Origin of the sequence: Streptomyces sp. NRRL WC-3626 (assembly GCF_000718785.1) — a bacterium.
GTDB classification, from domain to species: domain Bacteria; phylum Actinomycetota; class Actinomycetes; order Streptomycetales; family Streptomycetaceae; genus Streptomyces; species Streptomyces edwardsiae.
The window spans coordinates 75,137-101,718 of the sequence record NZ_JOCA01000015.1 but is presented as its reverse complement, the minus strand read 5'-3'; the positions used below and the strand labels follow the sequence as shown (position 1 = coordinate 101,718).

General features: G+C 69.6%; 27 protein-coding genes and 2 pseudogenes. 17 read left to right on the top strand and 12 right to left on the bottom strand.

The annotated features are described in order from the left end of the window. Window positions 1-190: 190 nt before the first annotated feature. Together IF28_RS0122740 and IF28_RS0122735 are read right to left on the bottom strand one after the other, a co-directional pair. Entirely contained in the window at window positions 191-1,276 is a 1,086-nt protein-coding gene (locus IF28_RS0122740; protein ID WP_030223507.1) for a C40 family peptidase, read from the bottom strand. A gap of 215 nt (window positions 1,277-1,491) precedes the next feature. Beyond that, window positions 1,492-2,289, bottom strand: coding sequence for a class I SAM-dependent methyltransferase (locus IF28_RS0122735; protein ID WP_030223505.1), 798 nt, complete (start codon window positions 2,287-2,289; stop codon window positions 1,492-1,494). Window positions 2,290-2,496: 207 nt separating this feature from the next. Here IF28_RS0122735 and mshA point away from each other — a divergent pair, with 207 nt between their 5' ends. Next, the gene (gene mshA / locus IF28_RS0122730; protein WP_030223502.1) at window positions 2,497-3,834 is read left to right on the top strand and encodes a D-inositol-3-phosphate glycosyltransferase; all 1,338 of its coding nucleotides are present in this window, start codon (window positions 2,497-2,499) and stop codon (window positions 3,832-3,834) included. Next, complete coding sequence (locus tag IF28_RS0122725) at window positions 3,827-4,345, top strand: YbjN domain-containing protein (RefSeq protein WP_030223500.1); 519 nt, start codon at window positions 3,827-3,829, stop codon at window positions 4,343-4,345. Before mshA ends, IF28_RS0122725 begins: the two co-directional genes overlap by 8 nt. On the opposite strand, the gene IF28_RS0122720 is transcribed toward IF28_RS0122725, so the two are convergent. Then, window positions 4,299-5,108, bottom strand: coding sequence for a helix-turn-helix transcriptional regulator (locus IF28_RS0122720; RefSeq protein ID WP_030223497.1), 810 nt, complete (start codon window positions 5,106-5,108; stop codon window positions 4,299-4,301). The two genes, IF28_RS0122725 and IF28_RS0122720, sit on opposite strands and share 47 nt — an antisense overlap. On the opposite strand from IF28_RS0122720, the gene IF28_RS0122715 reads away from it, so the two are divergent. Both IF28_RS0122715 and IF28_RS0122710 read left to right on the top strand, forming a co-directional pair. Continuing rightward, window positions 5,107-5,574 (top strand): DUF2000 domain-containing protein, encoded by a 468-nt coding sequence (locus tag IF28_RS0122715; RefSeq protein ID WP_078621341.1) that lies wholly within the window; start codon window positions 5,107-5,109, stop codon window positions 5,572-5,574. The two genes, IF28_RS0122720 and IF28_RS0122715, sit on opposite strands and share 2 nt — an antisense overlap. A 148-nt stretch (window positions 5,575-5,722) precedes the next feature. Continuing rightward, complete coding sequence (locus IF28_RS0122710; protein WP_030223492.1) at window positions 5,723-7,174, top strand: FG-GAP and VCBS repeat-containing protein; 1,452 nt, start codon at window positions 5,723-5,725, stop codon at window positions 7,172-7,174. Between the two features lie 315 nt (window positions 7,175-7,489). Here IF28_RS0122710 and IF28_RS0122705 read toward each other — a convergent pair whose 3' ends face one another. Beyond that, window positions 7,490-8,464: an alpha/beta fold hydrolase gene (locus tag IF28_RS0122705; RefSeq protein WP_030223491.1), complete on the bottom strand. Its 975-nt coding sequence runs from the start codon at window positions 8,462-8,464 to the stop codon at window positions 7,490-7,492. A gap of 206 nt (window positions 8,465-8,670) precedes the next feature. On the opposite strand from IF28_RS0122705, the gene IF28_RS0122700 reads away from it, so the two are divergent. Both IF28_RS0122700 and IF28_RS0122695 read left to right on the top strand, forming a co-directional pair. After that, window positions 8,671-10,062 (top strand): hypothetical protein, encoded by a 1,392-nt coding sequence (locus IF28_RS0122700; protein WP_030223488.1) that lies wholly within the window; start codon window positions 8,671-8,673, stop codon window positions 10,060-10,062. 31 nt (window positions 10,063-10,093) lie between these two features. Further along, window positions 10,094-10,696 carry a hypothetical protein gene (locus tag IF28_RS0122695; protein WP_030223486.1) on the top strand — a complete coding sequence of 201 codons (603 nt, stop codon included), beginning with the start codon at window positions 10,094-10,096 and terminating at the stop codon, window positions 10,694-10,696. 52 nt (window positions 10,697-10,748) lie between these two features. Here the strand turns inward: IF28_RS0122695 and IF28_RS0122690 are convergent, their stop codons facing one another. Continuing rightward, entirely contained in the window at window positions 10,749-11,573 is an 825-nt protein-coding gene (locus IF28_RS0122690) for a hypothetical protein (protein ID WP_030223485.1), read from the bottom strand. 511 nt (window positions 11,574-12,084) lie between these two features. Here IF28_RS0122690 and IF28_RS39935 point away from each other — a divergent pair. The 4 genes from IF28_RS39935 (at window position 12,085) to IF28_RS0122670 (ending at window position 14,610) form a co-directional block, all read left to right on the top strand. Continuing rightward, window positions 12,085-12,582, top strand: coding sequence for a DUF6928 family protein (locus tag IF28_RS39935; protein WP_234325325.1), 498 nt, complete (start codon window positions 12,085-12,087; stop codon window positions 12,580-12,582). Window positions 12,583-13,314: 732 nt separating this feature from the next. Then, on the top strand, window positions 13,315-13,563 hold the full coding sequence (locus IF28_RS0122680; RefSeq protein WP_199809028.1) for a hypothetical protein: 249 nt from the start codon (window positions 13,315-13,317) through the stop codon (window positions 13,561-13,563). Window positions 13,564-13,883: 320 nt separating this feature from the next. Beyond that, a complete protein-coding gene (locus tag IF28_RS0122675) occupies window positions 13,884-14,153 on the top strand; it encodes a type II toxin-antitoxin system Phd/YefM family antitoxin (RefSeq protein ID WP_030223479.1) in 270 nt (89 codons plus the stop codon). Continuing rightward, window positions 14,143-14,610, top strand: coding sequence for a type II toxin-antitoxin system VapC family toxin (locus IF28_RS0122670; protein WP_030223477.1), 468 nt, complete (start codon window positions 14,143-14,145; stop codon window positions 14,608-14,610). Before IF28_RS0122675 ends, IF28_RS0122670 begins: the two co-directional genes overlap by 11 nt. 613 nt (window positions 14,611-15,223) lie before the next feature. Here the strand turns inward: IF28_RS0122670 and IF28_RS39930 are convergent. Further along, window positions 15,224-15,412: a hypothetical protein gene (locus IF28_RS39930; protein ID WP_078621339.1), complete on the bottom strand. Its 189-nt coding sequence runs from the start codon at window positions 15,410-15,412 to the stop codon at window positions 15,224-15,226. Between the two features lie 155 nt (window positions 15,413-15,567). Between IF28_RS39930 and IF28_RS0122665 the strand changes: the two genes are divergently transcribed. Beyond that, complete coding sequence (locus IF28_RS0122665; RefSeq protein ID WP_199809027.1) at window positions 15,568-15,840, top strand: DUF6928 family protein; 273 nt, start codon at window positions 15,568-15,570, stop codon at window positions 15,838-15,840. Here IF28_RS0122665 and IF28_RS0122660 read toward each other — a convergent pair whose 3' ends face one another. Together IF28_RS0122660 and IF28_RS37970 are read right to left on the bottom strand one after the other, a co-directional pair. Next, complete coding sequence (locus IF28_RS0122660; protein ID WP_030223473.1) at window positions 15,841-17,070, bottom strand: MFS transporter; 1,230 nt, start codon at window positions 17,068-17,070, stop codon at window positions 15,841-15,843. A 140-nt stretch (window positions 17,071-17,210) separates the two neighbouring features. After that, window positions 17,211-17,345: pseudogene (locus IF28_RS37970) on the bottom strand (IS5/IS1182 family transposase); the annotation flags it as partial. On the opposite strand from IF28_RS37970, the pseudogene IF28_RS0122655 reads away from it, so the two are divergent. After that, window positions 17,334-18,119 (top strand): annotated as a pseudogene (locus IF28_RS0122655) (tyrosine-type recombinase/integrase); the annotation flags it as partial. The pseudogenes IF28_RS37970 and IF28_RS0122655 overlap by 12 nt on opposite strands. A gap of 492 nt (window positions 18,120-18,611) precedes the next feature. Next, window positions 18,612-18,773, top strand: coding sequence for a hypothetical protein (locus IF28_RS0122650; protein ID WP_234325324.1), 162 nt, complete (start codon window positions 18,612-18,614; stop codon window positions 18,771-18,773). A 99-nt stretch (window positions 18,774-18,872) separates the two neighbouring features. On the opposite strand, the gene IF28_RS0122645 is transcribed toward IF28_RS0122650, so the two are convergent. Beyond that, window positions 18,873-19,634: a phosphoglyceromutase gene (locus IF28_RS0122645; RefSeq protein WP_030223465.1), complete on the bottom strand. Its 762-nt coding sequence runs from the start codon at window positions 19,632-19,634 to the stop codon at window positions 18,873-18,875. Window positions 19,635-19,781: 147 nt separating this feature from the next. On the opposite strand from IF28_RS0122645, the gene IF28_RS0122640 reads away from it, so the two are divergent. Then, window positions 19,782-21,053 carry an MDR family MFS transporter gene (locus tag IF28_RS0122640; RefSeq protein WP_030223461.1) on the top strand — a complete coding sequence of 424 codons (1,272 nt, stop codon included), beginning with the start codon at window positions 19,782-19,784 and terminating at the stop codon, window positions 21,051-21,053. A 67-nt stretch (window positions 21,054-21,120) separates the two neighbouring features. On the opposite strand, the gene IF28_RS39490 is transcribed toward IF28_RS0122640, so the two are convergent. Continuing rightward, complete coding sequence (locus IF28_RS39490; RefSeq protein ID WP_199809026.1) at window positions 21,121-21,276, bottom strand: hypothetical protein; 156 nt, start codon at window positions 21,274-21,276, stop codon at window positions 21,121-21,123. Window positions 21,277-21,407: 131 nt separating this feature from the next. Further along, entirely contained in the window at window positions 21,408-22,097 is a 690-nt protein-coding gene (gene phoU, locus IF28_RS0122630; protein WP_030223459.1) for a phosphate signaling complex protein PhoU, read from the bottom strand. Between the two features lie 201 nt (window positions 22,098-22,298). Between phoU and IF28_RS0122625 the strand changes: the two genes are divergently transcribed. Then, window positions 22,299-23,591, top strand: coding sequence for a sensor histidine kinase (locus tag IF28_RS0122625; protein WP_030223457.1), 1,293 nt, complete (start codon window positions 22,299-22,301; stop codon window positions 23,589-23,591). Continuing rightward, window positions 23,588-24,268, top strand: a complete 681-nt coding sequence (locus IF28_RS0122620) for a response regulator transcription factor (RefSeq protein ID WP_030223454.1) — start codon at window positions 23,588-23,590, stop codon at window positions 24,266-24,268. Before IF28_RS0122625 ends, IF28_RS0122620 begins: the two co-directional genes overlap by 4 nt. A gap of 245 nt (window positions 24,269-24,513) precedes the next feature. Here IF28_RS0122620 and IF28_RS0122615 read toward each other — a convergent pair whose 3' ends face one another. Continuing rightward, a complete protein-coding gene (locus IF28_RS0122615; protein ID WP_030223451.1) occupies window positions 24,514-25,200 on the bottom strand; it encodes a hypothetical protein in 687 nt (228 codons plus the stop codon). 608 nt (window positions 25,201-25,808) lie between these two features. On the opposite strand from IF28_RS0122615, the gene IF28_RS0122610 reads away from it, so the two are divergent. Beyond that, window positions 25,809-26,291, top strand: a complete 483-nt coding sequence (locus IF28_RS0122610) for a CarD family transcriptional regulator (protein ID WP_003953493.1) — start codon at window positions 25,809-25,811, stop codon at window positions 26,289-26,291. The last annotated feature ends 291 nt before the right edge of the window (window positions 26,292-26,582 follow it).

The following is a 26,582-nucleotide window of genomic DNA, read 5'->3' as shown; positions in this document are numbered from 1 at the left end:
TCATATGCCGCGTTTGCTGCCGCAGTTGGACAGGCCGCGGACGCGGGGGGAATGACGAACGTCACGTCCGCACGGGATTTGACGCCAAGATCGACGTGCGATGGGTCACGTGGGCCAGGTCACCGGGCAGTTGAGGGGCCGGCCAGAGGACCGACCGGCGGCGACCAGGGGGGCGAACCCTCCCCTTCGCCTACGCGTCCGGCCGTACCACCCCGAGGATCGGCATCGATCCGGCCCCCGCGAGCGTCACCGTCCGCCCCGGGCGCGGGGCGTGGACGATGGTGCCGTCGCCGACGTACATCCCCACATGGCTGGCGTCGTCGAAGTAGATGACCAGGTCACCGGGGCGCATGTCCTCGACGGCGACGCGCGTCAGCTGCTTCCACTGCTCCTGCGACGTCCGCGGGATGCCCTGGCCGGCCGATATCCAGGCCTGCGAGGTCAGTCCGGAGCAGTCGTACGTCTTCGGGCCCTCGGCGCCCCACTGGTACGGCTTGCCGATCTGGGCGGTGGCGTAGGCGACGGCCTTCTTGCCCCGGGGCGTCGCCTCGCCCTTGATGTCGTCGAGGATGCCGGAGCTCAGCCAGGAGGCCTGCGCGGCGTCGGCGGCCCGGCGCTCCAGCCGGGCCAGGCGCTCCTTCTCCTCCTTCGCCAGCGCGGACTCGAGCTTCTCGGCTTCCTCGATCCGCTTCTCGATCTTCTTCTGTGCCGTGGCCTTGGCCTTGCGGCCCGCCTCCAGCTTCTTCATCTGCCCTTCGGCGTCCTGCGCGTACTGCTCCAAGTCCTCCTGTGTACGCGTCAGTTCTCCGAGCAGTCCATTGGTCGCGCGCTCCCCCTGGAGGACCCGGCCGGCGCCGTCGAGGAAGTCCTGCGGGTCGTCGCTCAGCATCAGATGCGCCTCGGGCGGAAGCCCGCCCCCGCGGTACTGGGCGGCTGCCGCGGCGCCCGCGCGGCTCTTCAGCTCGTCGAGTCTCTCCCGGCCCTCGACGATCTTCTTCGCCAGCGCGACGATCTGGGCGGACTGCTGCCGCGCCTTCTCATCGGCGGCGTTGTACTCGTCGGTGGCGACGGCCGCCTCGCGGTAGAGCTTCTCCAGCTTCTCGCGTACGGCCTCGAGCGCCGTGTCCTCCTCGTCGACCACGGTGACGCTCGCGGCCGTACCGGGGGGTGGCGGGGGAGTGGGAGCCGCGAACGCCGTGCCGGGCAGTGCCAGTACGGTGACCGCGCAGACCACGGTCACGGCCGCTGTGAGCAACCCGTGCTTGCCCGGTCCCATGATTCACTCCCCCGTTGATTAACCGTCAGTAACATCCTGTCACCCGGGGGATGCTGCCATGCCCGCGCGCGAAACGACAGGGGGAGTACTTCCCTTCCGTCCCTTCCCGGCATTCCCCGGCACAGCGATCATCCCGTACGTGTGACGAACGACTCAGGGAGATCGTTCCCGATGTCTCCGCCTGGCGGGAGATCCACCGGCAGGCATCCACCGCGTCACCCCCGAGGCGCCAACGCCTCCCACCTCACCGTCACTTCCCCCTGCCGCCACCGCGCCGGCCCGTCCGTCACCGGCCAGCCCGCGGTCACGAGATCCCGTACCGCCCGGATCCACCGCTGCCGTGCGCCGTACGAGGCATAGGGCGCCGCGCTCGCCCACGCGCGGTCGAAGTCACGCAGGAAGGCGTGCACCGGCTCACCCGGGACGTTGCGGTGGATGAGCGCCTTCGGCAGGCGTTCCGCCAGGTCGGAGGGGCGTTCCAGCGAGCCCAGCCGGGTCGCGAAGGTGACGGTGCGCGGACCTCGCGGACCGAGGGCGACCCACACGTGCCGGCGCCCGATCTCGTCGCAGGTCCCCTCGACCAGCAGCCCGCCGGGGGCGAGCCGCCCGCACAGCCGCGCCCATACGGCGGCCACCTCGGCCTCGTCGTACTGGCGCAGCACGTTCGCCGCGCGCACCAGCACCGGCCGCCCGGCCACCGGGAGCTCGAAGCCGCCGTGCCGGAAGGTCAGCCCGTCGCGCTCGTACGGCCGTGCCGCCGCGACCCGGGCCGGTTCGATCTCGACGCCCGTCACGCGCGTGCGGGGTGCGACGGTCCGCAGCCGGTGCAGCAGCTCGACCGCCGTCCAGGGCGCCGCCCCGTAGCCGAGGTCGACCGCGACGGGGTCGGCCGCGCGGCGCAGCTCCGCGCCGTGCGTGGCCGCGATCCAGCGGTCCATGCGGCGCAGCCGGTTGGGATTCGTGGTCCCGCGTGTCACCGTGCCGACGGGGCTGGAGGCGGTGCGGGCGGTCATAGGGACGAGTATGCGGGTACCCGGAACCGTCACCGACGGGGGTGACGCGGCCCACACTCGAACGGTTGAGCGACCCCCGGTAATGATTTGGCAAAAAGCCGGAACCGGGGACGTCGTCCGGAAATGGGAACGGACGCTTCCGGCGTTGACCCCGCCGAGGGTCGGACACCCTCCGTCAGCCATGCCCGCAGCGAGGAGGAACGCCACGTGAGCCAGTACATCGCGAGGCTCGGACGGCGTTCCCCCGCCGCGCCCGCGCGGCTGCGGCTGCACCGCAAACCCCGCCGCGTGGCGATGCTCTCCGTGCACACCTCCCCGCTCCACCAGCCGGGCACCGGCGACGCGGGCGGCATGAACGTCTACATCGTCGAACTCGCGCAGCGCCTCGCCGCGATCAACATCGAGGTCGAGATCTTCACGCGCGCGACCACCGCCGCCCTCCCGCCCGCCGTCGAGCTCGCCCCCGGCGTCCTCGTCCGGCACGTCGACGCGGGCCCCTACGAAGGCCTCGCCAAGGAGGAGCTGCCCGCCCAGCTGTGCGCCTTCACCCACGGCGTGATGCAGGCCTGGGCCGGCCACCGCCCCGGCCACTACGACCTGGTCCACTCGCACTACTGGCTCTCCGGCCACGTCGGCTGGCTCGCCGCCCAGCGCTGGGGCGTCCCCCTCGTCCACGCCATGCACACCATGGCCAAGGTCAAGAATGCCAACCTCGCCGTCGGCGACACCCCCGAGCCCGCCGCCCGCGTCATCGGCGAGACCCAGATCGTCAACGCCGCCGACCGGCTCATCGCCAACACCGCCGAAGAGGCCGACGAGCTCGTACGGCACTACGCCGCCGACCCCGGCAAGGTCGCCGTCGTCCACCCCGGCGTGAACCTGTCCCGCTTCCGCCCGGCCGACGGCCGCGCCGCCGCGCGGGCCCGCCTCGGCCTGCCCCCCGACGCGCTGATCCCCCTCTTCGCCGGCCGCATCCAGCCCCTCAAGGCCCCCGACGTGCTGCTGCGCGCGGTGGCCGCCCTCCTCGGCGAACGCCCCGAGCTGCGCTCCCGCCTCTGCGTCCCCGTCGTCGGCGGCCCCAGCGGCAGCGGCCTCGCCAAGCCGGAGGGGCTGCAGAAGCTCGCCGCGCGGCTCGGCATCGCCGACGTCGTACGGTTCCGGCCGCCCGTCGGGCAGGAACAGCTCGCGGACTGGTTCCGCGCGGCGTCCGTGCTCGTCATGCCGTCCTACAGCGAGTCCTTCGGCCTGGTCGCCATAGAGGCGCAGGCCGCCGGCACCCCCGTCCTCGCGGCCGCGGTCGGCGGCCTCCCCGTCGCCGTACGGGACGGGCACACCGGTTTCCTCGTCCAGGGACACGACCCCGACGCGTACGCGCGCGTGCTGCGCGACTTCGCCGACCACCCGCACCTCGCCGACCGCATGGGCGAGGCCGCCGCCCGGCACGCCCAGTCCTTCGGCTGGGACACCGCCGCCGGCGCCACGGCCGACGTCTACGCGGCCGCGACCCAGGCCCACCGCCGTCACGTACGCTCGCACCATGGCTGACAGGGCGACGGAGGCGGAGCGGGTCATCGAGGGCGTCCTGAAGGACGCCGAGCTGGAGTGGGAGAGTCCCGCGCCCGGCAGCTACGTCGTGAAACTCCCCGGCACCCGCAAGCTCTCCACCACCGTGTCCCTGATCGCAGGCCGGCACACGCTCTCCCTGAACGCCTTCGTCGTCCGCCACCCCGACGAGAACGAGGCGGGCGTCCACCGCTGGCTCCTCGAGCGCAACCTCAAGCTCTTCGGCGTGAGTTACGCCGTCGACCCGCTCGGCGACATCTACGTCACCGGCCGCCTGCCCCTCTCCGCCGTCACCGCCGACGAACTCGACCGCCTCCTCGGCCAGGTCCTGGAGGCCGCCGACGGCAGCTTCAACACCCTCCTGGAGCTGGGCTTCGCCTCGGCGATCCGCAAGGAGTACGACTGGCGCGTCTCACGCGGCGAGTCCACCCGCAACCTGGACGCCTTCACCCACCTGCTGCGGCGCCCGTCGCCCGGTAACGACCCGGAGTGACCCCCACCAGCCTGCGGAAGTGCCGGGTGAGATGCGCCTGGTCGTAGAACCCGGCGGCGACGGCGACCTCGCTCGGTGAGCGTCCCTCCAGCAGCAGCCGCCGGGCCCTGCCGACCCGCCGCGACATCAGGTACTGGTGCGGCGCGATGCCGTACGCCCCGCTGAACGCCCGTACGAGATGCGCCGGATGGGCCGACAGCGTCCCGCCCGCCTCCGCCAGGGCGACGCCCTCCACGATCCGCTCGTCGAGCAACTCCCGCAGCCGCCGCGCCAGTACGGGATCCCGCCGGGGTACGCCGACGGCCTCCCGGGACCGCAGATGCTCCCGCAGCCGCTCCCCGACCAGCGTCAGCCTGCTCTCCGCCTCCAGCTCGTCCCCCGGCCGTACGAGCGCGGAGTGCACCTGTCCGACTCGCCGCCGCAGCAGCGGATCGCGCAGATCGGGCCGGTCGACCGCGGCCCCGATGAGCCCCTCGGCGAGATGACTCCCGTCGAGATACAGCACCCGCTTGCGGAAACCGCCGGCGGTGGCGGGAGCCCCGTTGTGCGGGACGTGCGGCGGCAGCAGGGACACGGTGTCGTGCGGGGTGCCGTGCTCATGCCGGTCGAGGTCGTACCGTACGGCGCCGTCGTCCACGATGAGCAGCGTCCACGCGTCGTGGACGTGCATCGGATAGGCGTACTCGGTGAAGCGGGCGTGGAACACCTCGACGACACCCGGAACACGGGGCCGCCAGGCGGAGACGCTCGCCTGTGAGGCCATGCAAACAACGTACAAGACGCGGCCCCGGCCCGATCGGCAGTCTCATCCCATGAGCACTCGCTTCGACACGAAGATCGCCGTACTGCTGCGTGAGGACCTGGAACCCTGGCAGCGCCTCAACGTCACCGCGTTCCTGGTCAGCGGCCTGGGCACCGAGCTCCCCGAGCTGATCGGGGAGCCCTACGCGGACGCGGACGCGGTGCCGTACCTGCCGATGTTCCGCCAGCCCGTCCTGGTCTTCCAGGGCCCGAAGGAAGTCCTGCGGTCGGCCCACACCCGCACCCTCACCCGCTCCCTCCCCCGAGCGGTCTTCACCTCCGACCTCTTCACCACGGGCCACGACGAGGCCAACCGAGCGGCGGTCCGCGCCGTACCCACGACGGACCTGGACCTGGTGGGCCTCGCGGTCCACGGCCCGAAGAACGCGGTGGACAAGATCCTCAAGGGCGCGCGGATGCACCCGTGAGCGCCGGCCGGGCCGGGGCGTCCCGCCGTGATGCCGAAGAGGACGGAAAGACGGGAGCGTCGGCGTACAACCATTGAGGCTCCGCGGGCGTCCAAGGTCCCAGTTCAAGCGTCCCGTCCACAGGACGCTTCCGGGACCTCGGAGAACCATGCGATCCTCACGCACCGTCCTCGCCGCCTCGGCGGCACTCGCGACGGCCCTGTGCACCCCGCTCCTCATGGCCCCCACGGCGTCCGCGGCGCCCTCCGGGCTCGCCGACGACTTCAACGGCGACGGCTACCGCGATCTGGTCATGCTGGGCGGGACGCACGGCAAGGACGGCCGCGTCACGGTCGTGTACGGAACGTCGAGCGGCCCGGGCACGCGCGTCCAGGTCATCCACCAGGACTCGGCGGGCATCCCGGGCGCGGTGGAGGAGGGTGACCAGTGGGGCTTCGCCGCGACGAGCGCCGACCTCGACCGTGACGGTTACGCCGATCTGGTCGTCGCCTCGCCGGGTGAGGCCGTCGGCGACATCCAGATGCGCGGCGGACTGACCGTCGTGTGGGGCGGGTCGAAGGGCCTGGGCTCCGGCACCGTCTTCCACTCGCCCATCGCGCCGGAGTACGCGGGCTCGGGCGACTCGTTCGGTGAGGACGTCGTGGCGGGTGACTTCGACGGCGACGGCGACCAGGACCTCGCGGCGGTCAGCCACAGCCGGGCCGGAGCGATCCTGTTCGAAGGCCCGTTCACCCGCAGCGGAGGCAAGGCCGGCTGGCAGAGCCTCGGCGAGGACTATGAGTACCTGCACGCCTCCCAGCTCGCCACGGGCCGGGTCACGGCGGACGCCGCCACGGACCTGTACGTCCTCGGCTCCGACCTCGGGGACGACGACGGTGCCATGGGTGCCTTCTTCCACCGCGGAGGCGCGGGCTTCGCCCGGCTGGCCGGTCAGCTGCGCGTACCGGACGACCTCGGCCATCAGGTCGGCGGCGGTACCGTCACCACCGTCGGCGACTTCGACAAGGACGGGTACGGCGACCTCGCCATCGGACGCGGCTACGAGAACCCGGACAACGGGCGGGGATACGTCACGGTCCACTACGGCGGCCCCTCCGGCCCGAACACCGCGCGCAAGCCCGTGAAGTTCACGCAGAACACCGCGGGCGTGCCCGGCGGTTCGGAGGACGACGACCACTTCGGCGCCTCCGTCTCGGCGGGCGACGTCAACGGCGACGGCTACGCCGACCTCGCCGTCGGCGCCCCCGGCGAGGACCTCGTGGGCAAGCGCGACGCGGGCATGGTCACCGTGCTGCTGGGCCGCGCGGGAGGCCTGTCCGGCACCGGAGCCAAGGCGTACGACCAGAACACCTCCGGAGTCGCGGGCGGCATCGAGGACGACGACTACGTCGGCTGGAGCGTCAAGCTCGCGGACTACACCCGCGACGGCCGCTCCGACCTGCTCATCGACACCAACGACTGGCTGGACAGCAGCCGCCACGGCATGATCCACCTGCTGAAGGGCACGGCCTCCGGTACCACCGGCTCGGGCTCGAAGACCTTCACGGTGAACACCCTCAAGATGACGTACAAGTCGCTGTCCGGCCCCTTCACGCACTGACGGACCCCGGCGCGGCGCGGTGACGGACCCCGGCGCGGTGACGGACCCCGGCGCGGTGACGGACCCCGCGCGGTGACGGCCGGTGAAACGGCCTGGCGGAGGCGGACTCCCCACGACCGGTGGTGTCGCGCTCTTCGCCAGGCCCCCTGCGCGGGGTTGTGCGGCAGGCCGGCATGTCCGCGCCCGATCCGTATCCCTGCCGCGCCACGCGCTCGCCGAGGCCGACCGCGTCCTCGCTTCCGCGGCGCGGTGAGCGCGGTCCTCTCATGGCGTCCTCCCCGCAGGGGGATACCCGGTGCACGGGACGCGAGGCCGTCAGAGCGCGGCCAGCCAGTCGACGAGGATGCGGTTGACGTCGTCGGGGCGCTCCTGCTGGATCCAGTGGCCGCAGCCGTCGAGGAGGTGGGAGGAGACCAGTCCCGGCAGGGTGACCGGGTACGCCTCGATCGCGTCGGCCAGCCAGGTCGTGGAGGCGTCCAGGCCGCCGCCGATGAACAGGGACGGCAGGCTGATCGGGGCACCGTCGAAGCCGGCGAGGTCCTCCCAGTCGCGGTCCATGCTGCGATAGCGGTTGAGCGCCCCCGTGAGCCCCGTCCGCTCGAACTCCCCGGCGTACACGTCGAGATCGTGCTCGCTCAGCCAGCCGGGCAGCCCTCCCTTCGGGAACCGGTCGCGCAGTGTCCCGCCCTTGCCGACGAAGTGCGGATCCGGGGCGCCGGGCGCGGGCATGGTGCCGGCGGACAGCGCCGCGTAGAACCCCGCGAGCCAGCCCCGTACATCCGGCTCGATCTCCGCCTCGGCACGGCCCGGCTCCTGGAAGTACGAGACGTAGAACTCCTCGTCCCCGCCCATCCGGGCGAAGATGTCCGTGGGCCGGGGGCCGCCGCGCGGGGTGTACGGAACGCTCAGCAGCCCCACCGCGCGGAACACGTCCGGCCGGACCAGCGCGGAGTTCGCGGCGATGTTCGCCCCCCAGTCGTGCCCGACGACGACCGCGGACTCCTCGCCGAGGGCGCGCACGACGGCGACGTTGTCCTCCACGAGGTCGAGCATCCGGTACGCCTCCGTCGCGGCGGGCCGGGACGAGCGGCCGTATCCGCGCACATCGATCGCGACCGCGCGGTACCCCGCCGCCGCGAGTACCGGCAGCTGATGCCGCCACGAGTACCAGGACTCCGGAAACCCGTGCACGAGCAGCACGAGCGGCCCGGCCCCCTGCTCCACGAGATGGACCCGCCCGGCGGCCGAGGGCACCAGCCGGTGCGTGATCTCCGTGGCGTTGCTGTTCATGCGCCCTCCTCCGGGTGCGGTGGTCGTACGCCGATGATGCGGACGCCGGCGTCGAAAGCCCGAGCGGGCTTGCCGACTCGGCAAACCGTTCTTCGGGGAGCCATGGCATGCGTGATGCGTTCACAACAGCCATGGGTTGCCTCGAGCGCCTATCCTGAGCCGCGAGCGGCCGAGGCCAAGGCCGGTTGTCGAGGGACGGGGCGGTCATGTCGTTTCGGGGGGCGAATCCCGAGGATCTGGAGCAGTTGGCGAAACTCCTGGACGGGCGCGGTGGTGTGGAGGACCGCCTCGACGAGGCATTCACGCGAGCGGCCGGGCTGGGAGTGAGCGGGCATCTGGCACCGCTGAAGCCGATGCGCCCCTGGACCCGCGACGAGGCGAAGGACCTGCGTAAACGCGCGGTCCTCCTGCGGCTGGAGAACGGCGACCCGCTGGCGGGGCTGCTGTGGGCCGGCTTCACGGCGAAGGACCTGGAGACGTACCAGGGCGAGGGGATCAAACCGGAGACCCTGCTGCTCGCCAACTCGGTGGCGGCGAGCGGCGACCCGAACGCGAAGGACCTGGCGCGACAGCCGGGCGAGAAGCTCGGCGACTGGGTCGCACGGCTCGAGGCGCACGCGCTGTCGAAGATCCCGGGCCTGGAGCCGCACGAAGAGACCCTCACCGAGATGATCAAGTTCGGCAGCGACGCGTTCAACGTGGTGGCCGCGGGCCAGGTCTCACTGGCGAGCGGCTTCTCGGGGACCAAGATCCTGCTGGGCAACGCGGTGAAGACGGGCAGACTCGGCCCGATGAAGGACGCCCTCGCGGCACGCTGGACCGCGGCCGGCAGCAACCCCATCATGCGCTGGGCCGGCACCAAACTCGGCAGCTACAACCCGCCGATCCGCTCGCTGTCCGCCCCCGGCAGCTGGCTCCCCGGCCAGCTCGGCAACATGGCCTCCCGGAGCCCGCGGTACCAGCGGGTCGCCAACGTGCCCTTCAGCTCGGGCTTCCTGGGCGACCGCTGGGGCGGCGGCTGGGACGCGCTGCGCGGACGCGGCTTCATGAACGCCAAGATCCTGGGCTTCACCCCCAACCAGGCCATCAACTTCTTCGCCGGCTCCGACGACATGGCCCGCATGTACGGCGGACTGACCCACTCCGGCCAGGCGGTCACCCGCGCGGGTCAGGCCAGCCTGTTGACGGTCGGCAAGGCCGGCGGGTTCAGCGCGGCGGCGAAGACCGCCGGACTCTGGCGCGGAGCCGGCATCGTCGGCTCCGCGGGCGCGACGGCGTTCTCCGTCGCCAACATCGCCACCATGGACCACGCCAAGGAGTGGGAGAAGAGCAAGGCCGGCTACCTGGCCAACTACGCCGAGGTCGGCTTCAACGCCTCCCTCACCGCGGCGATGGTCGCCCCCAACCCGGTCACCATCGGCCTCGCCGTCGGTACCGGCCTCGTCTACGGCGGCCTGAAGGTCGTCGAGCACTGGGACGACATCACGGAGGGCGCCGACAAGGCCGCCGAGTGGGTGGGCGACAAGGCGAGCGACCTCGGCAACGAGATCGCCGACGGCGCCAAAAAACTGGGCAGCGCGCTCAACCCGTTCGACTAGCACCACGCGAGAGAGGAGGGGCTTGGCCACCATGGGAACGAGTACCGAGTCCTTGGAATTCGAGCTGCTGCCGTACAAGCACACCCCCAAGAAGGAGCTGCCGACGGCCGGACTCAAGGGGGAGGTCGGACACTTCGGCTCCGTCACCGTCGAGCGCTGCCCGCTCCACCGGCCGCTCGCCAAGGGAATGGACACCGCCCGGCTGAGCGGTCCCGCCTTCCCGGAGACGGTCTTCCGCGGCAAGCGCCGGTCGGGACAGCCGTCGCTGTTCAAGGCCGAACTCACCCTCGACGGCCGGAACGCGAAGCTGCGCTTCAACGCCAAGGCCCTGAAGCGCGATGACCGGGTCCTGCGCATCGCCTACGACGGCCGGGAGTACGTCTACTCCTCCGAGGGCCTGGGCAAGGCGAACGTCCTGGAGCGAGAGGGCGTCCGGATCTCGGTCGCCCTCGGCCGGCAGATCCCCCCGGCCGATCTCGCCAGAGCCTGCACGGCCACCGGCCCGGTGGACGCCGTGGACCTCGCCATCGCCATCGTGCTGGAGGAGGTGGACACCGACGTCCTCACCCTGACCGGCGCGGCGCTGTCGTCCCCCTTCGCCCTGATGCAGCACTTCTCGGACCGGGCGGAGTAGCGGCGACCCCTCTCAGGCCCTCTCAGGCCCTCTCAGGCTCGCCCAGGCCCTCTCAGGCCCGCGAACCCAGCTCCGCCTTCTCCGGAATGAGGCCGGTCAGCTTCCGCCAGACCTCCCCGGCGTCCGACCGCACCAGCTCCAGCGGACTGTCGGGTGTGACCTGGCCGGGCAGGATCGGCTCCTCCGGCTGCTCACGGATCCAGTAGCCCCGGGAGCCGCAGTCCCAGACCGCGAGGCTGCGGAACATCGGCGCGTGGCCGCCGTCGTGCTCCCCGTCCCAGGCGACGGTGACACGCCAGTACGAGTTCAGGGCGAGGATCAGCTCCGTCAGGGTGTCCGCCGACTCCCCGGAGGTACCGGCGTCGGTGACGGCCTTGTGCACCGTGTCCCGGTCCTGCCCGGCATCGCCGGACGGAGCGTCCAGCCCCGCGAAGGCGGCGTCCAGCGCTTTCACGGTCGACACGACACGGTCCGCCGCCGGCTGCTCCTCACCGCCGCGCCGCAGAGACACCATGCGGGCGAGTTCGAAGACAAGGGTGCTGGGCTCGACGGGGATGTACTCCGACTCCTCGTCACCCGGCCAGCCCTCGTGCGCGATCACCGTGTTCGCCCCGACGACGACACCGTGGTGCACGGGACCGGCCTCGCCGGTGATCTCGACGCTGATGTTGAGCACGGGAGCGGCAAGAGTCTCCACCAACTCCCGCAGCAGCGGCGAGAGTTCCCCCTCCTCACCGACCAGCCCGAGCTCCTGCAGCTCCCCGAGCGAGGGGAACAGCTCAGGGCTCGGCGTCTCCCTCTCGGCGAGCCGGGCGATCACCCGCACATGACGATCGGCCAACCGCAGCCGGGACCTCGAACTGTCGTAACCGGGCATGAACACATCCTCCACGACTGACCTCCCCCGAGGCTAGCCCAGACCCACCCCACCAAAAAGCGCCCCCCACCAGCGCGGAACGCGGACGGGGGGCGCTGTGGAGCAAGCTACTTCTTCTTGCCGGGGGTCTTGGGGGAGCAGGGTTTTTGCTGGTCAGGGGCGATGGGAGCGTGCGCCTGGTGGCCGTCATTGGTCGTCGTCGGCCATTGTCGAGCAGCCTCGGCCGGCCCAGAGACGGCCCAGTCGGGCAGGTGGGTTGAGCCGGCTTGTCAGTGCGGGTGGCTAGGGTGCGCCCACTGTCAGGCGTAACGCTCTGGGGAGGGGCTTTGGGAGCCAAGACGGGGCTGCTGGTGTACGCGGACGGCGACGTGCCTGGGTTGCCGCTGCGCGTGAGGTAGGCGGGCCTAGACCGGACAGTCACCATGATGCGGCGGCTCTACCCGGGCCGGAAGATCGAGCAGTGCGGGGGCACGAACCTCTGGGACGGCGTGTACCCGCCGGAGGGGACGGTGTGCGCACCAGCTGGCCGGGCGTGGAGGTCATCGGTGATCAGGAAGTGATGATCGACGCCCCTTCCCAGCTTCCGGAACACCTCGTGGCGGCAAGCGCCGGCCGACGGCTCGTCCTGCACGCCATGCACAGCGTCGTCGACTGGCTGGCGTTCGCCGTGTGGGAGGACGGGCGCCTTGTCCGCTCCCTGAGCCTGTCGCCGGACAGCGGCATCATCGAGAACATCGGCGAACCGCTTCCCTTCGAACTGAACTACTGGGCCGGAGACCGCCCGCCGTACGTCATTGCCTGGCCGGACAAGGACGAAGAACCGTACCCACTGCCGTTCCACCCTCCCTCCCGTACGGAGCCGCGGAGCGCGCGCAGGGCGTCTTCGCCCAGTTCCAAGGGAGGTGCGGGGAGACGTTGTCACAGGCGATCGCGATACGGACTTCGGGTGGGTGCTGATTCAGGGCGCATGCTTTCCAACTGTGGTGGTGTGGTCGTGGGGTTTGTATAGGGGCGTTCACTAGCGTCCATAGGCGGCCGGCTGTCGACGTGGGGACGGCTGAGGGTCTCACCTGAACGGCCGCCTGTGGTCCTAGAGCTGACCTTGCCACCACGGCACGTCCAGGCTGTCAGCCGGGATGACCTTGGCCCTTGCCAGAATTTTCCCGTCGAGGGCCCACACGAGAGCGCGCAACTCACGCGCGCTCTTCCTGGGCAGTGCGTGAAGCACGGCTTCGAGGTGCTCACGGAAGCCGGCGCCGTAACACCCGCACTCCGGGATGCCGCAATCGGTACCTATGAGTGGGTCTACAAGTTGTCTGAGGGGGCCATGGGCATAGGCCTGCCAGTGCCAGAACGCTTCTTCTGTGGCTTCGGGCCAGAAGCGGCTCCGCTCTAGCCGACGCAGGTCAGCTATGCAAGATCCTGAAAGGCGATCAATGAACGGGTACCGTCGCCGCCTCCAGGGGCGGATAGGGAGTTCGGCCCGCAGGGCTGACGGGCGCCTACGCGGCATTGCCCCTTTGGTTGTCGGTCATGGGGGGCAAGCTACAGAACCATGCGTCAGGTGGCCACTGCGTATCCGGTGGCGGCCGAAGCCCTGAGCTTGGGAAGCTCGGGTCTTCTGACGGTGGTCGCACCGGCAGCACACAGTTCTGATCAAGCGGAGGGGTGCCGATGACCACAGCTCCTGGCGGTGCGCCTCACCCACCGCCCTTGTCGCCGCACCCGCTGCGGACCATCCGTGACATCCGGGATTCCCTGCCGGAGGAACAGCGTCGGCATTTTGATGCCGATCGGTGAACAGGAAGCGGCTGCCTACCTGACCATCCACAAGGCGCTCAAGGCCGCAGGCACCAGCATCGACCCACCGGCCGCACTGATCGCCGCCACCGCTCTGGCCAACGGGTGGACAGTCGCCACCCGCAACATCAAACACATGGCCCGAACCGGCGGGGCCCTGGTGGTCAATCCATGGGAAGAGAAGCTGTAGGCGGTGCTCAGGGCACGAGCCACCCTGCGGACACCGCCCCGGAGTTGGCGCTGATTCTCTTCTTGTCTTCAACCGCCTTCGATCCGAGCCCGCTCCGGCTGCTGTCGGCGACTGGAGGGACGGGCTGACGGAGTCGCTGGCGTGTGTCCCCGTCCGACGTCGTTGATGTCAGCTGTGGATGTCAGACGCCTTCTCTCACCCGTAGTCCAGCCGTATCGACCAGCGAAGGCCATACCCGGCCGTTACGGCCGAAGGATTGTCGGCGCAAGCCTTCAGTCGTCATGTGTCACCTGGTAGCACCGGGTGCTACCTTGGTCGGTATGAGCGTTCAGCCCGAAATTACCCAGCGGGATCTGCGCAGCCGGTCCCGAGAGATCATGGATGCCATACAGGGCGGTCAGTCGTTCACCGTCACCCGCGACGGACATCCGATCGGCCAGCTCGTCCCGCTGCGTCGACGCCGTCGGTTCGTCTCCCGCCAGGAGTTTGCCGCGATGTCCAGGACCGCCCCCGGCATCGACCTCGACACGTTCCGCGCCGACCAGGACGCCACGGCCGACACCTACCTCGACGATCCCTATGACCGCTGACCGCTCGACGCATCAGCAGGGCCTCCTCGACACCAACATCATGATTCTGCGCCGGTGGGTGGCTCCCGAGGAGCTGCCGGACGAAATGGCGATCACCGCCATCACCCTGGCCGAGTTGTCCGCCGGTCCGCACGAGGTTCGTCGCAACGACGAACAGAGCAGCTACGACGAACACGCCGAACGCGCCCGCAGGCTCGACGTCCTGCAACGCGCCGAGAACGAGTTCGACCCCATCCCCTTCGATGCCGACGCGGCCCGCATCTACGGCCGTATCTGCGCCGCAGTGATCAGCGCCGGCCGCAAGCCACGCCGCCGGGTGGCCGACCTGATGATCGCTGCCATCGCCGTGGCTGAGAACCTTCCCCTCTTCACCACCAACCCCGACGACTTCAAAGGGCTGGACGACCTCCTCACCGTCGTGCCGGTCACCCGCCCGAGGGTGCCCCACGAAGGCTGACGGCAGGGCACTGGTGCGGTGGGAGCGCGCAGGACTCCATGATCCGCGCGTGGCACGGGTGTGGGCATGCAGCAAAGCCGGTTCGAAGGATCAACCCCTTCGAACCGTCCCGTGTGGTGTGCCCCCGGCAGGATTCGAACCTGCGACACCCGCTTTAGGAGGGAGGCGGGGGAGTGGGGGCGCTGACCTGTAGCTTCGATACCTGGCCGGGCCACCGAGAACTCGACCACGAGACGCCCCCGTTGACCGTGACTGACCCCTGGATCTGGCACGGCAGTGGCACGAACCTCAGCCGACGACAGTCAGCCACGACGGCGAGCGCGCCGAACGACCACGCACGCGTGTGCCTCGCTGTACCCCCCAGCGGCCTCAGCCACGCTATCGGGGTTTGTCTGTCGTCGACCAGAGCAAGCGGCCATGGCCGGCCGTGACGACGGCCGGAGCCCTCAGCCTGGGAAGCTGCGATCATTCGCGGCCGACTCGGTCGCTGACCTGCGCGAACGGTCCGGGCGCCGCCTCGTCGGCCTCGGCGGCTTTCACCGTGGTTCCCCGCTGTTCCCCGCTCGATCTGGTGCGCTTGTGGTGCGCGCCGTCATCGAGTACTCGACGGTGTCTATCGTTTCTGCGCTCTGTAGCGCTTCATCAGCGCGACGATCCGCGCTTGGTCCGCCTGACCGTTGAGCTCGGTCAGGAGATCGTCAGGGCACAACTCGTAGAGGTCGCCCCACCAGCGGCGTCCTCGGTTGTCCCAGATTCGGTAACCACCTGGCACACCCCTGGCAACGTAGCGCCTCCTGCTCACCGTCCCCCTGCCCTGGTACGTCCGGTGCCCTTGTTCAACCGAGTCGTCTCCGGCGAGGAACCATACGCGGGCGGTGGCCGTCCAGCGAGGTGCTGGGCAGCCTGCCGGCTACCTGGGAGACTGCCGACGGAGCTGTGATCGGCCCAAGGCGGCGCGTGGGGGCGGCGGACCTTGACTGGACGGTCACCATGATGCGGCGGCTCTATCCGGGCTGGGAGATCGAACAGTGCAAGGGCTCGAACCTCGGGGACGGTGTCTACCCCCCGAAGGGGACGGTCTACGCAGCGAGCTGGCCGGGCGTGAAGGTCATCGGTGATCAGGAAGTGGTGATCGACGCCCCTTCCCGGCTCCCGGAACACCTTGTGGCGGCAAGCGCTCGGCGTGGGGACGTCGGCGTGGTTGTGTCGGCTGGGACCGTGCTCGCCTAGCTACTCGTGCGCGTCTGCGCTTCCTGGCCAGGTGAGACGCCTGGTGAAGTGGGCTCCCGCTGTCAGGGTCATGATTACCGCAGTGCAGCCGCCGAGCACCATGACCGCGGATGGAGAGGTGCGGTCCAGGACCATTCCCCCCAGTAGCGCGCCGATGGAGATCGTGGCTTGGAAGGAAGCCGTGAACAGAACCGATGCCGCTTCGGGGGCAGACGGTGCCGCCTTGGAAAACCAGGTCTGCGAGGCGACCGGCACAGCGCCATAGCCGATGCCCCACACGATCAGCAGGGCAATAGCACCAGCCTCCCAGCGGCCCACCATGGGAAGCAGAAGGGTCGCCGCTGCAATGAGTCCGGCCGCAAGTCCGAAGACGGTCCGCGGATACTGTGCCACCCGAGCACCCCCGAGAAAGTTGCCGAGGATACCGGCAGTGCCGTAGATCAACAAGAACATGGTGATCAGGCCGTCGCCGGCATGGGTGACCCGTTCCAGGAACGGCGTCACATAGGTGTAGGTCCCGAAGTGGGCGAGCACGATCAGGAACGTCAGCAGGAGCGCGAAGCGGGTATTGCTACTGCGGAACATGCCCCTGAGATCGCTCAGCCGGGTGGCCTGGACGGGAGGTAACGGGGGCACGACCAGGAGCAGCATGATCAGTACCCCCACCGTCAGCGCACCCATGACCGCGAATGCCGTACGCCACCCGGCGAGATCCCCGAGGAGGGTGCCGGTCGGTACCCCGAGGACGGATCCCAACGGAACAGCGGAGAAAATTACGGGGGTTGCCCTGCTGACCGAGGTCGGCGGCACCAACCGTTCTGCCAGCCCAGCGCCTATCGACCAGAACCCACCGATCGTGATCCCCACCATGACCCTGGAGACCAGCACGAGCCAGTAGTCGGGTGCTGCAGCAGCGAGGAAATTCGCCAGGGCCAGCAGGAGCATGAAGGCGCACAGCATCAGGCGACGGTCGATGCGTGCCGTGGCCACAGTGACCAGAGGAGCAGAGACCGCCGCGAGAAAACCCGGCATGGTCATCATCAGCCCGGCCATCCCATCCGAGATGGTGAAACTGGAGCCGATCGAGGTCAGCAGACCGATAGGCAGGATCTCGGTGGTGACCATGGCGAAGATTCCCAGCATCACCGAGACCACGGCCAGCCAGCCGGTCAGCGGCGATGGGGTCGGCAGAGCTGCGGCGTCGACTGGGTTGGTAGTGGTGGGGGACATGAGCTCCGTCCTGCGATGGGCAGTGCATTGGCTAACAGCTCATCAGGCGGTGTCCCCGGTCGGCTGGCAGAACTACGACAGCACCCTCGTGCTCCGAGGTTGATGTCGCATTCTTGCCAGGGCAACGGCACTTGCAACGGTCAACGCCGCGAGTTGAGTTGTCGGTGGGTGATGAGGCAGCAAGCGAGTTTGAGGAACGCTTCGTGGCTACCGGCCCGCCGTTCCCATCGGATGCGCGGACGGTGGAAGCCGTGCAGCCACGCAACGTGCGCGCGGCGCTCAGCGCGGCCGTGGACGACGGGCACCTTCCCCGGAACCCTTGTGCAGCTCGGTCCGTCCGTCCGCCGACCGTCGACAACATGCGTGTCGGGCCCTGGACGCCCGAGCGGGTCTTCGTCGTCCGGGCTGCCATGCCCGAGCGCTACCAAGCCATGGTTGACCTGGGCGGCGGCTGCGGGCTCCGCCAGGGCGAGATCCTGGGCGTGGCCGTCGACGCGATCGACTTCGACTCGGACACGCTCCACGTGGTCCAGCAGCTGAAACTAAGCCGTAGCAAGGCCGTGTTCGCGCCGCCGAAGGGCGGCAAGCTGCGGGACGTGCCGCTTCCCGGCCCCGTCGCCGATGCGCTCCGGGCGCACGTGAAGCGGTTCCCGCCGGTCGAGATCACCTTGCCGTGGAAGGTGGCCGACGGTCCTCCGGTGACCAAGCGGCTCATCTTCACCGGGCCGCGCGGCGGGCACGTCTGGCGCACGTCGCTCAACGAAGAGGCGTGGAAGCCGGCGCTGGCCGCGGCGGGCGTCATCCCTGTGCCTGATCGCGGCCAGCCATACGCGGAGTCCAGGGAGAACGGCATGCATGCGCTGCGGCACTTCTACGCGTCGGTGCTTCTTGACGCTGGAGAGAACATCAAGGCTCTCGCCGAGTATCTGGGGCACTCAGATCCGGGACTGACCCTTCGCGTTTACGCACATCTCATGCCGTCCAGCCAGGAGCGTACACGGAAGGCAATCGCAAGCGCTTACGGGAATCGTGTTCCGATCACGGAATAAAAAAGGGGGATGGAACGCGTAATTCAGAAAACGTAATCACTGGCCGAATCCCCTTCCCTTATGAGGGAGGGGATTTTTCACTGGTTAGCAACAACGGTGATGCCCCAGAGGGCAGGGTGGCGACGCGAGGTGACACAGGGCGTCACCTGACAGCATGAGGCGACACGGGGCAGCACGGGACGAGGTGGGGCGGCACCGGACGGCACAGGGTGACACGAGGTGACTCCTGGAAAGATTGGAAGAACTTAGAAGTCTTCCAGGAAGTTTGGAAGGCTCTAGCTGTCCACGATCGTGGACAATCCGTCTACGCGAACACGCGGGGTGGCATTTAGCTGCACGTTTGTCTGGTGCGTGATGACTATGGGAAAGTTCCCGCGGCATGCGAATGCCGCCCGGCCAGGGGCGGCATTCGCTTCCGTTGCCGCGCCCAAGAAATCACGATGCCAAGTGAACCGAGCACAGCTGGAGGGCCCTATGGTCCCACGCGTTGGCGTGACCGTCGACATCCATCCCCGCGATCTGCCGACCGCACTCATCGGCATGGCCGGCGGTGCACTCGCCCTCTGGGCCGACGCCCCCGCCGGGGTCGTCATCCCCACGGCCCTGCTGATCGTCCTCGACATCCGCATTCGCCGCTGGCCTCGTCGCACCTGACGGCCCAATCAGCACCTGACGGCCCAGAGGCGGCCCCAGGGCAGCAGAGAGCCCCCTACCCGCAGGAAAACCGCAGGCAGGGGGCTTGCTCGTGCGGGCTTACTTCTTCTTGCCCTGGTTCTTGACTGCCTCGATGGCCGCTGCCGCGGCGTCCGGGTCGAGGTACTTGCCGCCGGGGGTGACCGGCTTGAAGTCTGCGTCGAGCTCGTAGGAGAGGGGGATGCCCGTGGGGATGTTCAGGCCCGCGATGTCGGCGTCCGAGATGCCGTCGAGGTGCTTGACCAGGGCGCGCAGGCTGTTGCCGTGGGCGGCGACCAGGACCGTGCGGCCGGTGAGGAGGTCGGGGACGATCGCGTCGAACCAGTACGGGAGCATGCGGACGACGACGTCCTTCAGGCACTCCGTCCGCGGGCGCACCTCCGGGGGGAGGGTCGCGTAGCGCGGGTCGGTGAACTGGGAGTACTCGGAGTCGTTGTCGAGCGGGGGCGGCGGGGTGTCGTAGGAGCGGCGCCACAGCATGAACTGCTCCTCGCCGAACTCCGCGAGGGTCTGCGCCTTGTCCTTGCCCTGCAGCGCGCCGTAGTGACGCTCGTTCAGGCGCCAGCTGCGGTTCACCGGGATCCACAGACGGTCGGCGGACTCCAGCGCGAGCTGCGCGGTGCGGATCGCGCGCTTCTGGAGGGAGGTGTGGAGTACGTCGGGCAGCAGGCCGGCGTCCTTGAGCAGCTCGCCGCCGCGCGTCGCCTCCTTCTCGCCCTTCGCGGTGAGGTTGACGTCCACCCAGCCGGTGAACAGGTTCTTCTCGTTCCACTCGCTCTCGCCGTGGCGGAGGAGGATCAGCTTGTACGGTGCGTCGGCCATGGTCCCGAGCGTAATCCACGGCCCGCGAGGGCCGCGCGCCCTGCCCGGCTGGCGGACGGTTGACGGGATCTGTTAATTGAGTGGCCCCCCGATGGCGGCGTTTGTAAGTTGTGCCTGCCGCTTCAGACGCTTACATACGGGGGTTCCATGTCGGTCGCCGGAGTGCGACGTGCCGCGCGCGAGTCCGTGTCGGGGCTTCCCCGCGAGTTCTGGTGGCTGTGGACCAGCACCCTCGTCAACCGGCTCGGGGGCTTCGTCGCCACCTTCATGGCGCTGTACCTGACCATCGACCGCGGCTACTCCGCCTCGTACGCCGGTCTCGTCGCCGCGCTGCACGGGCTCGGCGGGGTGATCGCGTCGCTGGGCGCAGGGGTGATGACCGACCGGCTGGGGCGGCGGCCCACGATGCTGATCGCGCAGACGGCCACCGCCTTCTCCGTGGCCCTGCTCGGGTTCATGCAGCATCCGGTGGCAATCGCCGCCGTCGCCTTCCTCGTCGGCATGGCCTCCAACGCCTCCCGGCCGGCCGTGCAGGCGATGATGGCCGACATCGTGCGGCCCGAGGACCGTATCCGGGCCTTCTCCCTCAACTACTGGGCCATCAACCTCGGCTTCGCCGTCTCCGCCGCGGGGGCCGGGTTCATCGCCGAGTACAGCTATCTCGCCGGGTTCCTGATCGAGGCGGTCATGACCCTGGTCTGCGCGGTGCTCGTCTATGTGAAGCTGCCCGAGTCCCGGCCGGGGGAGGACACTTCGGGCGCCGCCGCCGACAGCGCGGCCGTCTCCCTCGGGACCGTGCTGCGCGACGGCCGGTACATGGTCGTCGTCGGGCTGTCCTTCCTCATCGCCCTCGTCTTCCAGCAGGGCTATCTCGCGCTGCCGGTCGCCATGGGGGAGGCCGGGTTCACGCCCGCGGACTTCGGTACGGCCATCGCCGTCAACGGCGTACTCATCGTCGTCCTGCAGATTCCCGTCACCCGGTTCATCGAGCACCGCGATCCCGGCCGGCTGCTGGTGCTCTCCTCCCTGCTCGCCGGCTACGGCTTCGGCCTCACCGCGTTCGCCGGGTCGGTGGGCGTCTTCGCCCTCACCGTGTGCGTGTGGACGCTGGCCGAGATCGTCAACGCGCCGACCCAGACCGGGCTCGTGGTCCGGCTCTCCCCGGTGCACGGGCGCGGGCGCTACCAGGGGATGTACACCATGTCCTGGGCCGTCGCCTCCCTCGTCGCCCCGCTGATGTCCGGCTTCGTCATCGACCACTGGGGCGCCGAGTGGCTGTGGGGGATGTGCGCCGTCGTCGGCACCGTCGCCGGCCTCGGCTACGGGCTGCTGATGCGGCGGCTTCCGGAGGAGGAGAAGAAGGAGACGGTGGGCGAGGCCGTGGTGGGGGAGAAGGCCCGGGCCGCCGTTCAGCCGTAGGCCGAGGATCCCGGCGCCCGTCGTGGGCACCGGGATCCCCGGCCGGTCGCGGGCCGCGCGTACGGCGTCAGCCGCACTGGCAGGCGCTGCCCGACTGGCAGCCGCAGCCGCAGCCCGAGCCGCAGCCGCAGGCGGCGATCAGCGTGAGGTTCCTGATCTCCGCCGGCTGCTCGGTCTCGCGCTCCGCCGCGGGGTCGGGAGTCGTGCTCGGGGAATCGGCCATGGGTCCCTCCTCGGGGCTGTGCCTGTGCACACCTCCGACCATTGGACGCCCGGCCCGCCGGGCGCATCAACGGCGCATTGAGGCTCGTACGCGCCCTGACCGACTTCCCCGCGCGGGGGCACGCCCCCTGGTCAGGCCCCCTCCGCCCCCGGCACCGTCTGGATCTCCGGCTGGATCTCGTCCGCGTGCTCACCCGTGACCAGGTACACCACCCGCTTCGCGACCGAGACCGCGTGGTCGGCGAAGCGCTCGTAGTAACGGCCCAGCAGCGTGACATCGACGGCCGTCTCGATGCCGTGCTTCCAGCGGTCGTCCATCAGGTGCTGGAACAGGGTGCGGTGCAGCAGGTCCATCGCGTCGTCGTCCTGCTCCAGCTGCAGCGCCAGATCGACGTCCTTGGTGATGATCACCTCGGCCGCCTTCGCCATCAGGCGCTGCGCGAGCTGGCCCATCTCCAGGATCGTGGCGTGCAGATCGTGCGGCACCCCGCGATCGGGGTAGCGCAGCCGGGCCAGCTTCGCCACATGCTGGGCCAGGTCGCCCGAGCGCTCCAGGTCGGCCGACATCCGCAGCGACGTCACGACTATGCGCAGGTCGGTCGCCACCGGCTGCTGGCGCGCCAGCAGGGCGATGGCCCGTGCCTCCAGGTCGTGCTGCAGCTCGTCGACCCTCTGGTCGGCCTCGATGACGGCCTCCGCCAGCTTCAGATCGGCGTCGAGGATGGCCGTCGTGGCGCGTCCGATCGCCGACCCGACCAGCCGGGCCATCTCCACCAGACCGTCGCCGATCGAATCAAGTTCCTCGTGGTACGCGTCCCGCATCAGGGTTCCTCTCGTGCGTCACTGTCCGGGCTTCAGGGGCCGGGTCTCCTCCCCACGCTCCCACGGTGCGACCCGTACGCGTCCGGATCCGACCCCTCAAATGAACCATCCCTGGCTCCAAGGTGAACTCTGGGCGACGAGTGTTCGAGCTCGCACTCCGACGGCTGTGGGCACCGCCCGCGTCATGCCTAACCTGGACGCATGGACGTGAACGCGGCGGTCGCCGCAGTGGCAGCGATCGCCGGAGTGCTCACCGGCGTCATCGCCATGCTGGCGTTCCGCTTCAGCGAGCGCGAACAGCGGCGCCCCACGCGCACCTCCCTGCACACGGACCCGGTGCTTCCGCCGGGTGTGGACACCGTCCTGTCCGTGCTGCGCTCGTCCGCCGTCGTCCTCGACGAGGCCGACGGCGTGGTCAAGGCCAGCTCCGCCGCGTACGCCCTCGGACTGGTCCGCGGCGGCAAGCTCGCCGTGGAACCCATGATGCAGATGGCACGTGACACCCGGCGCGACGGCGAGATACGGCAGGTCGAGCTGGACCTGCCCCGCCGGGGGACCGGACGCGGCGAGGCCCTCGCGGTGTCCGCGCGGGTGGCGCCGCTCGGCTCCCGGCTCGTCCTGCTGCTCGTCGAGGACCTCACCGAGGCCCGCCGCATAGAGGCCGTACGACGCGACTTCGTCGCCAATGTCAGCCATGAGCTCAAGACCCCCGTCGGCGCCCTCTCCCTGCTCTCCGAGGCCGTGATGGACGCCGCCGACGACCCGGAGGCGGTGGAGCGGTTCGCCGGACGGATGCAGATCGAGGCGACCCGCCTGACCAACCTCGTGCAGGAGCTCATCGACCTCTCCCGGGTGCAGAACGACGACCCGCTGGAGGACGCCGAACCCGTCCGCGTCGACGAACTCGTCGCCGAGGCCATCGACCGCTGCCGGCACCAGGCCGGCGCCAAGGAGATCACCATGGCCGCGGGAGGCACCGCCGACCTGCACGTATGGGGAAACCGTGGCCAGCTCGCCGCCGCGCTCGGCAATCTCGTCGAGAACGCGGTCAACTACTCACCCGCCCGTACCCGCGTCGGCATCGCGGCCCGTACGGTCGTACAGCCCGGCGGGGACCTGATCGAGATTGCGGTGACCGACCAGGGCATCGGCATCTCGGAGAAGGACAAGGAGCGCGTCTTCGAGCGCTTCTACCGGGTCGACCCGGCCCGCTCCCGCGCCACCGGCGGTACGGGGCTCGGCCTCGCCATCGTGAAGCACGTGGCCGCCTCGCACGGCGGGGAGGTCACGGTGTGGAGCGCCGAGAACCAGGGTTCCACCTTCACCCTGCGGCTGCCGGAGGCCGGCGCGGCCCGCGGCCGCGCCCACCAGATGTCCCACCGGGACGACACCGAGGGCTTCGACGATGAGGCCGGAGGGGCGTCCCACACATCCCCCCACTCTCCCGATCCATCCGCGTACGAAACGCTTCCCTCCCCGGAGGTCCTTCCGTGACCCGAGTGCTCGTCGTCGAGGACGAGGAGTCCTTCTCCGACGCCCTGTCGTACATGCTCCGCAAGGAGGGCTTCGAGGTCGCGGTCGCGACCACCGGGCCCGACGGACTCGACGAGTTCGAGCGCAACGGCGCCGACCTCGTCCTCCTCGACCTGATGCTGCCCGGGCTGCCGGGCACGGAGGTCTGCCGCCAGCTGCGCGGCCGTTCCAACGTCCCCGTCATCATGGTGACCGCCAAGGACAGCGAGATCGACAAGGTTGTCGGGCTGGAGATAGGGGCCGACGACTACGTCACCAAGCCGTTCTCCTCACGGGAGCTGGTCGCCCGTATCCGCGCGGTGCTGCGGCGGCGCGGGGAGCCGGAGGAGGTCACTCCGGCCGCGCTCGAGGCGGGGCCGGTGCGGATGGATGTCGACCGGCATGTGGTGACCGTGAGCGGGACGAAGGTCGATCTGCCGCTGAAGGAGTTCGATCTGCTGGAGATGCTGCTGCGGAACGCGGGGCGGGTGCTTACGCGTATGCAGCTGATCGACCGGGTGTGGGGGGCCGATTATGTCGGTGACACCAAGACGCTGGATGTGCATGTGAAGCGGCTGCGGGCGAAGATCGAGCCGGATCCGGGGGCTCCGCGGTATCTGGTGACCGTGCGGGGGCTGGGGTACAAGTTCGAGCCCTAGGCCTGCGGCGGCTGGCTGCGGCTGTAGTGCCGGTGCTTGTGGGTGTGGCGGCGTTGGGCTGGGCGGGGGGTGTCGCGCAGCCCGGCGATTGCGGGGTGCCGTCGCGCCCACCCGTGCCGCCCCAGCGGCACGATTGCCCGCGGTTACGCGGCGGGTTGGCCGCCGTTACGCGGCGGGTTGCCCGCGGTTGCGCAGCAGGTGAAGGGCGGGACCCCTTGGGTTCCGCCCTTCAGGTCGTGCGGGGGTCAGCCGTTGGACTGGGTGCTGGCCGAGGCCGCGTCCGTCGGGGTGGTCGACTCCGGGTCGGTCTCCGTCGAGGGGTCGGTTTCCGGGGTGTCCGCGGGCTTGTCCGCCGAGGTGTCCGCCGGCTCGTCCGAGGACTCCGCCGACGGCTCCGTGGAGGCGCCGGGGGCGGCCGGGACGTCGCTCGGGCCCCACTTCTCGAAGAAGTGCTCGGCCGGGACGACGAACGCGCGCAGGCTCACGTCACCGGTCTCGCTGAACGCGAAGGTCACCTTCTGCGCGTTGCCGTCCTGGACGGACTCACGGCTGCTGGGCAGCACGGCGGCCGCGTTGCCCTCGCCGCCGAGGATCAGCGAGCCGCCGGCCGGGACGGTGAGGCTGCCGCCCTCCGCGGGGGTCAGCTCGGCGGTCTTGCCGGTGCCGGGGAGGGTGATCGAGTCCAGGGTCTGGTCGGTGTCACCCGTGTTGAACAGCGTGGCGGAGACGACGGCCGGGCCGGTCGACTCCAGGTCCGGCTGGGTGATGACCGTAGCGTTCTGGACCTTGATGTCGCCGACGGTCGTCGACGCGTTGTCCGGCTGGACCTGCAGGGTCTGGGCGTTGTGGCCGGCCGCGCACGCGGAGAGCGAGGCGATCGAGAACGCGATGGCGGCGGCGGCAAGAGCACCGCGTCGAAGGCTGCTGCTCACGGCGGCGGCAACTCCTCTTGACTCGAGCGTTTGGCGACCGGTTAAAGCCGCCCTAAGTGTCTGTCAGCGGCCTCAGGTTACCGAGCCGTTCCCACGCCGCCGCACCCGACCCTCCCGAGACGCCCCGCGATGCCCCTGGACGGCGTGACCGGCGCACCCCGGTCACAAGTGACTCACCGGTCACTTGAGTCACTTTGGCATCGCGGTCCCACGCCATTCCCATAGTGATCGGGTATTTCCCGTGAAGGAATGAGCGGAGGGCCACGGAATTGATCACCGGGCGCTCATCCTCACACCCCGTGATCAATTCCGGATTCGGCCGGAACCCGGCTCCGCGCACCGAACGGAGTAGCGGAACTCGAGCACGTGGAACCGGACATTTGGGGATGTTCAACCGCTCGTGTCGCGCTCCGGATGCGTGTAACGTACGCGTTTCGCTCGCGCCGAAGAGCCGCTCCGACCTGCGAATACCTGCTTCCGCTACCCGTCCGAAGCACGTTCCTGTTGCTGTTGTCAAGCCCCGAGAATGGCCCTGACCTGCGAAAACGCCATTCAGAACACGCCGTATCCGTGTTACTCTGGATAGCCACGGAAGGGGTACCTGTCACATGACGTTCAAGGTTGGCGACACCGTGGTCTATCCCCATCACGGGGCCGCGCTGATCGAGGCTATCGAAACTCGCCAGATCAAAGGCGTGGACAAGACCTACTTGGTGCTGAAGGTCGCCCAGGGTGACCTGACGGTACGTGTGCCAGCGGACAATGCGGAGTTCGTCGGCGTACGTGATGTGGTCGGTCAGGACGGGCTGGACCGGGTCTTCGAGGTGCTGCGCGCTCCCTATGCCGAGGAGCCCACGAACTGGTCCCGTCGTTACAAGGCAAACCTGGAGAAGCTCGCTTCGGGTGACGTCATCAAGGTCGCGGAAGTCGTGCGTGACCTGTGGCGTCGTGAGCGCGAGCGCGGACTCTCCGCAGGTGAGAAGCGCATGCTCGCCAAGGCGCGTCAGATCCTGGTCAGCGAGCTCGCCCTCGCGGAGAACACCAACGAGGACAAGGCGGAGGCCCTGCTCGACGAGGTCCTCGCCTCCTGAGATTCCTGAGTCGCTCAGCACTCAGTGCGCTCAGCGCTCAGCACATCGAAATGCCGCGGTGCCCGATGACATCATGGATGTCGCCGGGCGCTGCGGCATCTTCGTACCCGGACACCTTTCGTAGGCTGCACCTGCGCCTCACCGGGGACCGTGTCACGACTCACGTCCCCGATCCGGCGTGCCGGGCCCGGGCGGTCGACTCGACCAGAATCACGGAAGGGGCTGGTCAAGGCGGAACGCCCGGCACTCCCCCCGCTCCGGGAGCAGGGGGTACGCCCAGGCCATACCCAC

Coding starts and splice junctions, on each gene's coding strand:
- IF28_RS0122740 (WP_030223507.1), bottom strand. CDS start 1,276: ATGGGACCGGGCAAGCACGGGTTGCTCACAGCGGCCGTGACCGTGGTC.
- IF28_RS0122735 (WP_030223505.1), bottom strand. CDS start 2,289: ATGACCGCCCGCACCGCCTCCAGCCCCGTCGGCACGGTGACACGCGGG.
- IF28_RS0122725 (WP_030223500.1), top strand. CDS start 3,827: ATGGCTGACAGGGCGACGGAGGCGGAGCGGGTCATCGAGGGCGTCCTG.
- IF28_RS0122715 (WP_078621341.1), top strand. CDS start 5,107: ATGCAAACAACGTACAAGACGCGGCCCCGGCCCGATCGGCAGTCTCAT.
- IF28_RS0122720 (WP_030223497.1), bottom strand. CDS start 5,108: ATGGCCTCACAGGCGAGCGTCTCCGCCTGGCGGCCCCGTGTTCCGGGT.
- IF28_RS0122710 (WP_030223492.1), top strand. CDS start 5,723: ATGCGATCCTCACGCACCGTCCTCGCCGCCTCGGCGGCACTCGCGACG.
- IF28_RS0122705 (WP_030223491.1), bottom strand. CDS start 8,464: ATGAACAGCAACGCCACGGAGATCACGCACCGGCTGGTGCCCTCGGCC.
- IF28_RS0122700 (WP_030223488.1), top strand. CDS start 8,671: ATGTCGTTTCGGGGGGCGAATCCCGAGGATCTGGAGCAGTTGGCGAAA.
- IF28_RS0122695 (WP_030223486.1), top strand. CDS start 10,094: ATGGGAACGAGTACCGAGTCCTTGGAATTCGAGCTGCTGCCGTACAAG.
- IF28_RS0122690 (WP_030223485.1), bottom strand. CDS start 11,573: ATGCCCGGTTACGACAGTTCGAGGTCCCGGCTGCGGTTGGCCGATCGT.
- IF28_RS0122675 (WP_030223479.1), top strand. CDS start 13,884: ATGAGCGTTCAGCCCGAAATTACCCAGCGGGATCTGCGCAGCCGGTCC.
- IF28_RS0122670 (WP_030223477.1), top strand. CDS start 14,143: ATGACCGCTGACCGCTCGACGCATCAGCAGGGCCTCCTCGACACCAAC.
- IF28_RS0122660 (WP_030223473.1), bottom strand. CDS start 17,070: ATGTCCCCCACCACTACCAACCCAGTCGACGCCGCAGCTCTGCCGACC.
- IF28_RS0122645 (WP_030223465.1), bottom strand. CDS start 19,634: ATGGCCGACGCACCGTACAAGCTGATCCTCCTCCGCCACGGCGAGAGC.
- IF28_RS0122640 (WP_030223461.1), top strand. CDS start 19,782: ATGTCGGTCGCCGGAGTGCGACGTGCCGCGCGCGAGTCCGTGTCGGGG.
- IF28_RS39490 (WP_199809026.1), bottom strand. CDS start 21,276: ATGGCCGATTCCCCGAGCACGACTCCCGACCCCGCGGCGGAGCGCGAG.
- phoU (WP_030223459.1), bottom strand. CDS start 22,097: ATGCGGGACGCGTACCACGAGGAACTTGATTCGATCGGCGACGGTCTG.
- IF28_RS0122625 (WP_030223457.1), top strand. CDS start 22,299: ATGGACGTGAACGCGGCGGTCGCCGCAGTGGCAGCGATCGCCGGAGTG.
- IF28_RS0122610 (WP_003953493.1), top strand. CDS start 25,809: ATGACGTTCAAGGTTGGCGACACCGTGGTCTATCCCCATCACGGGGCC.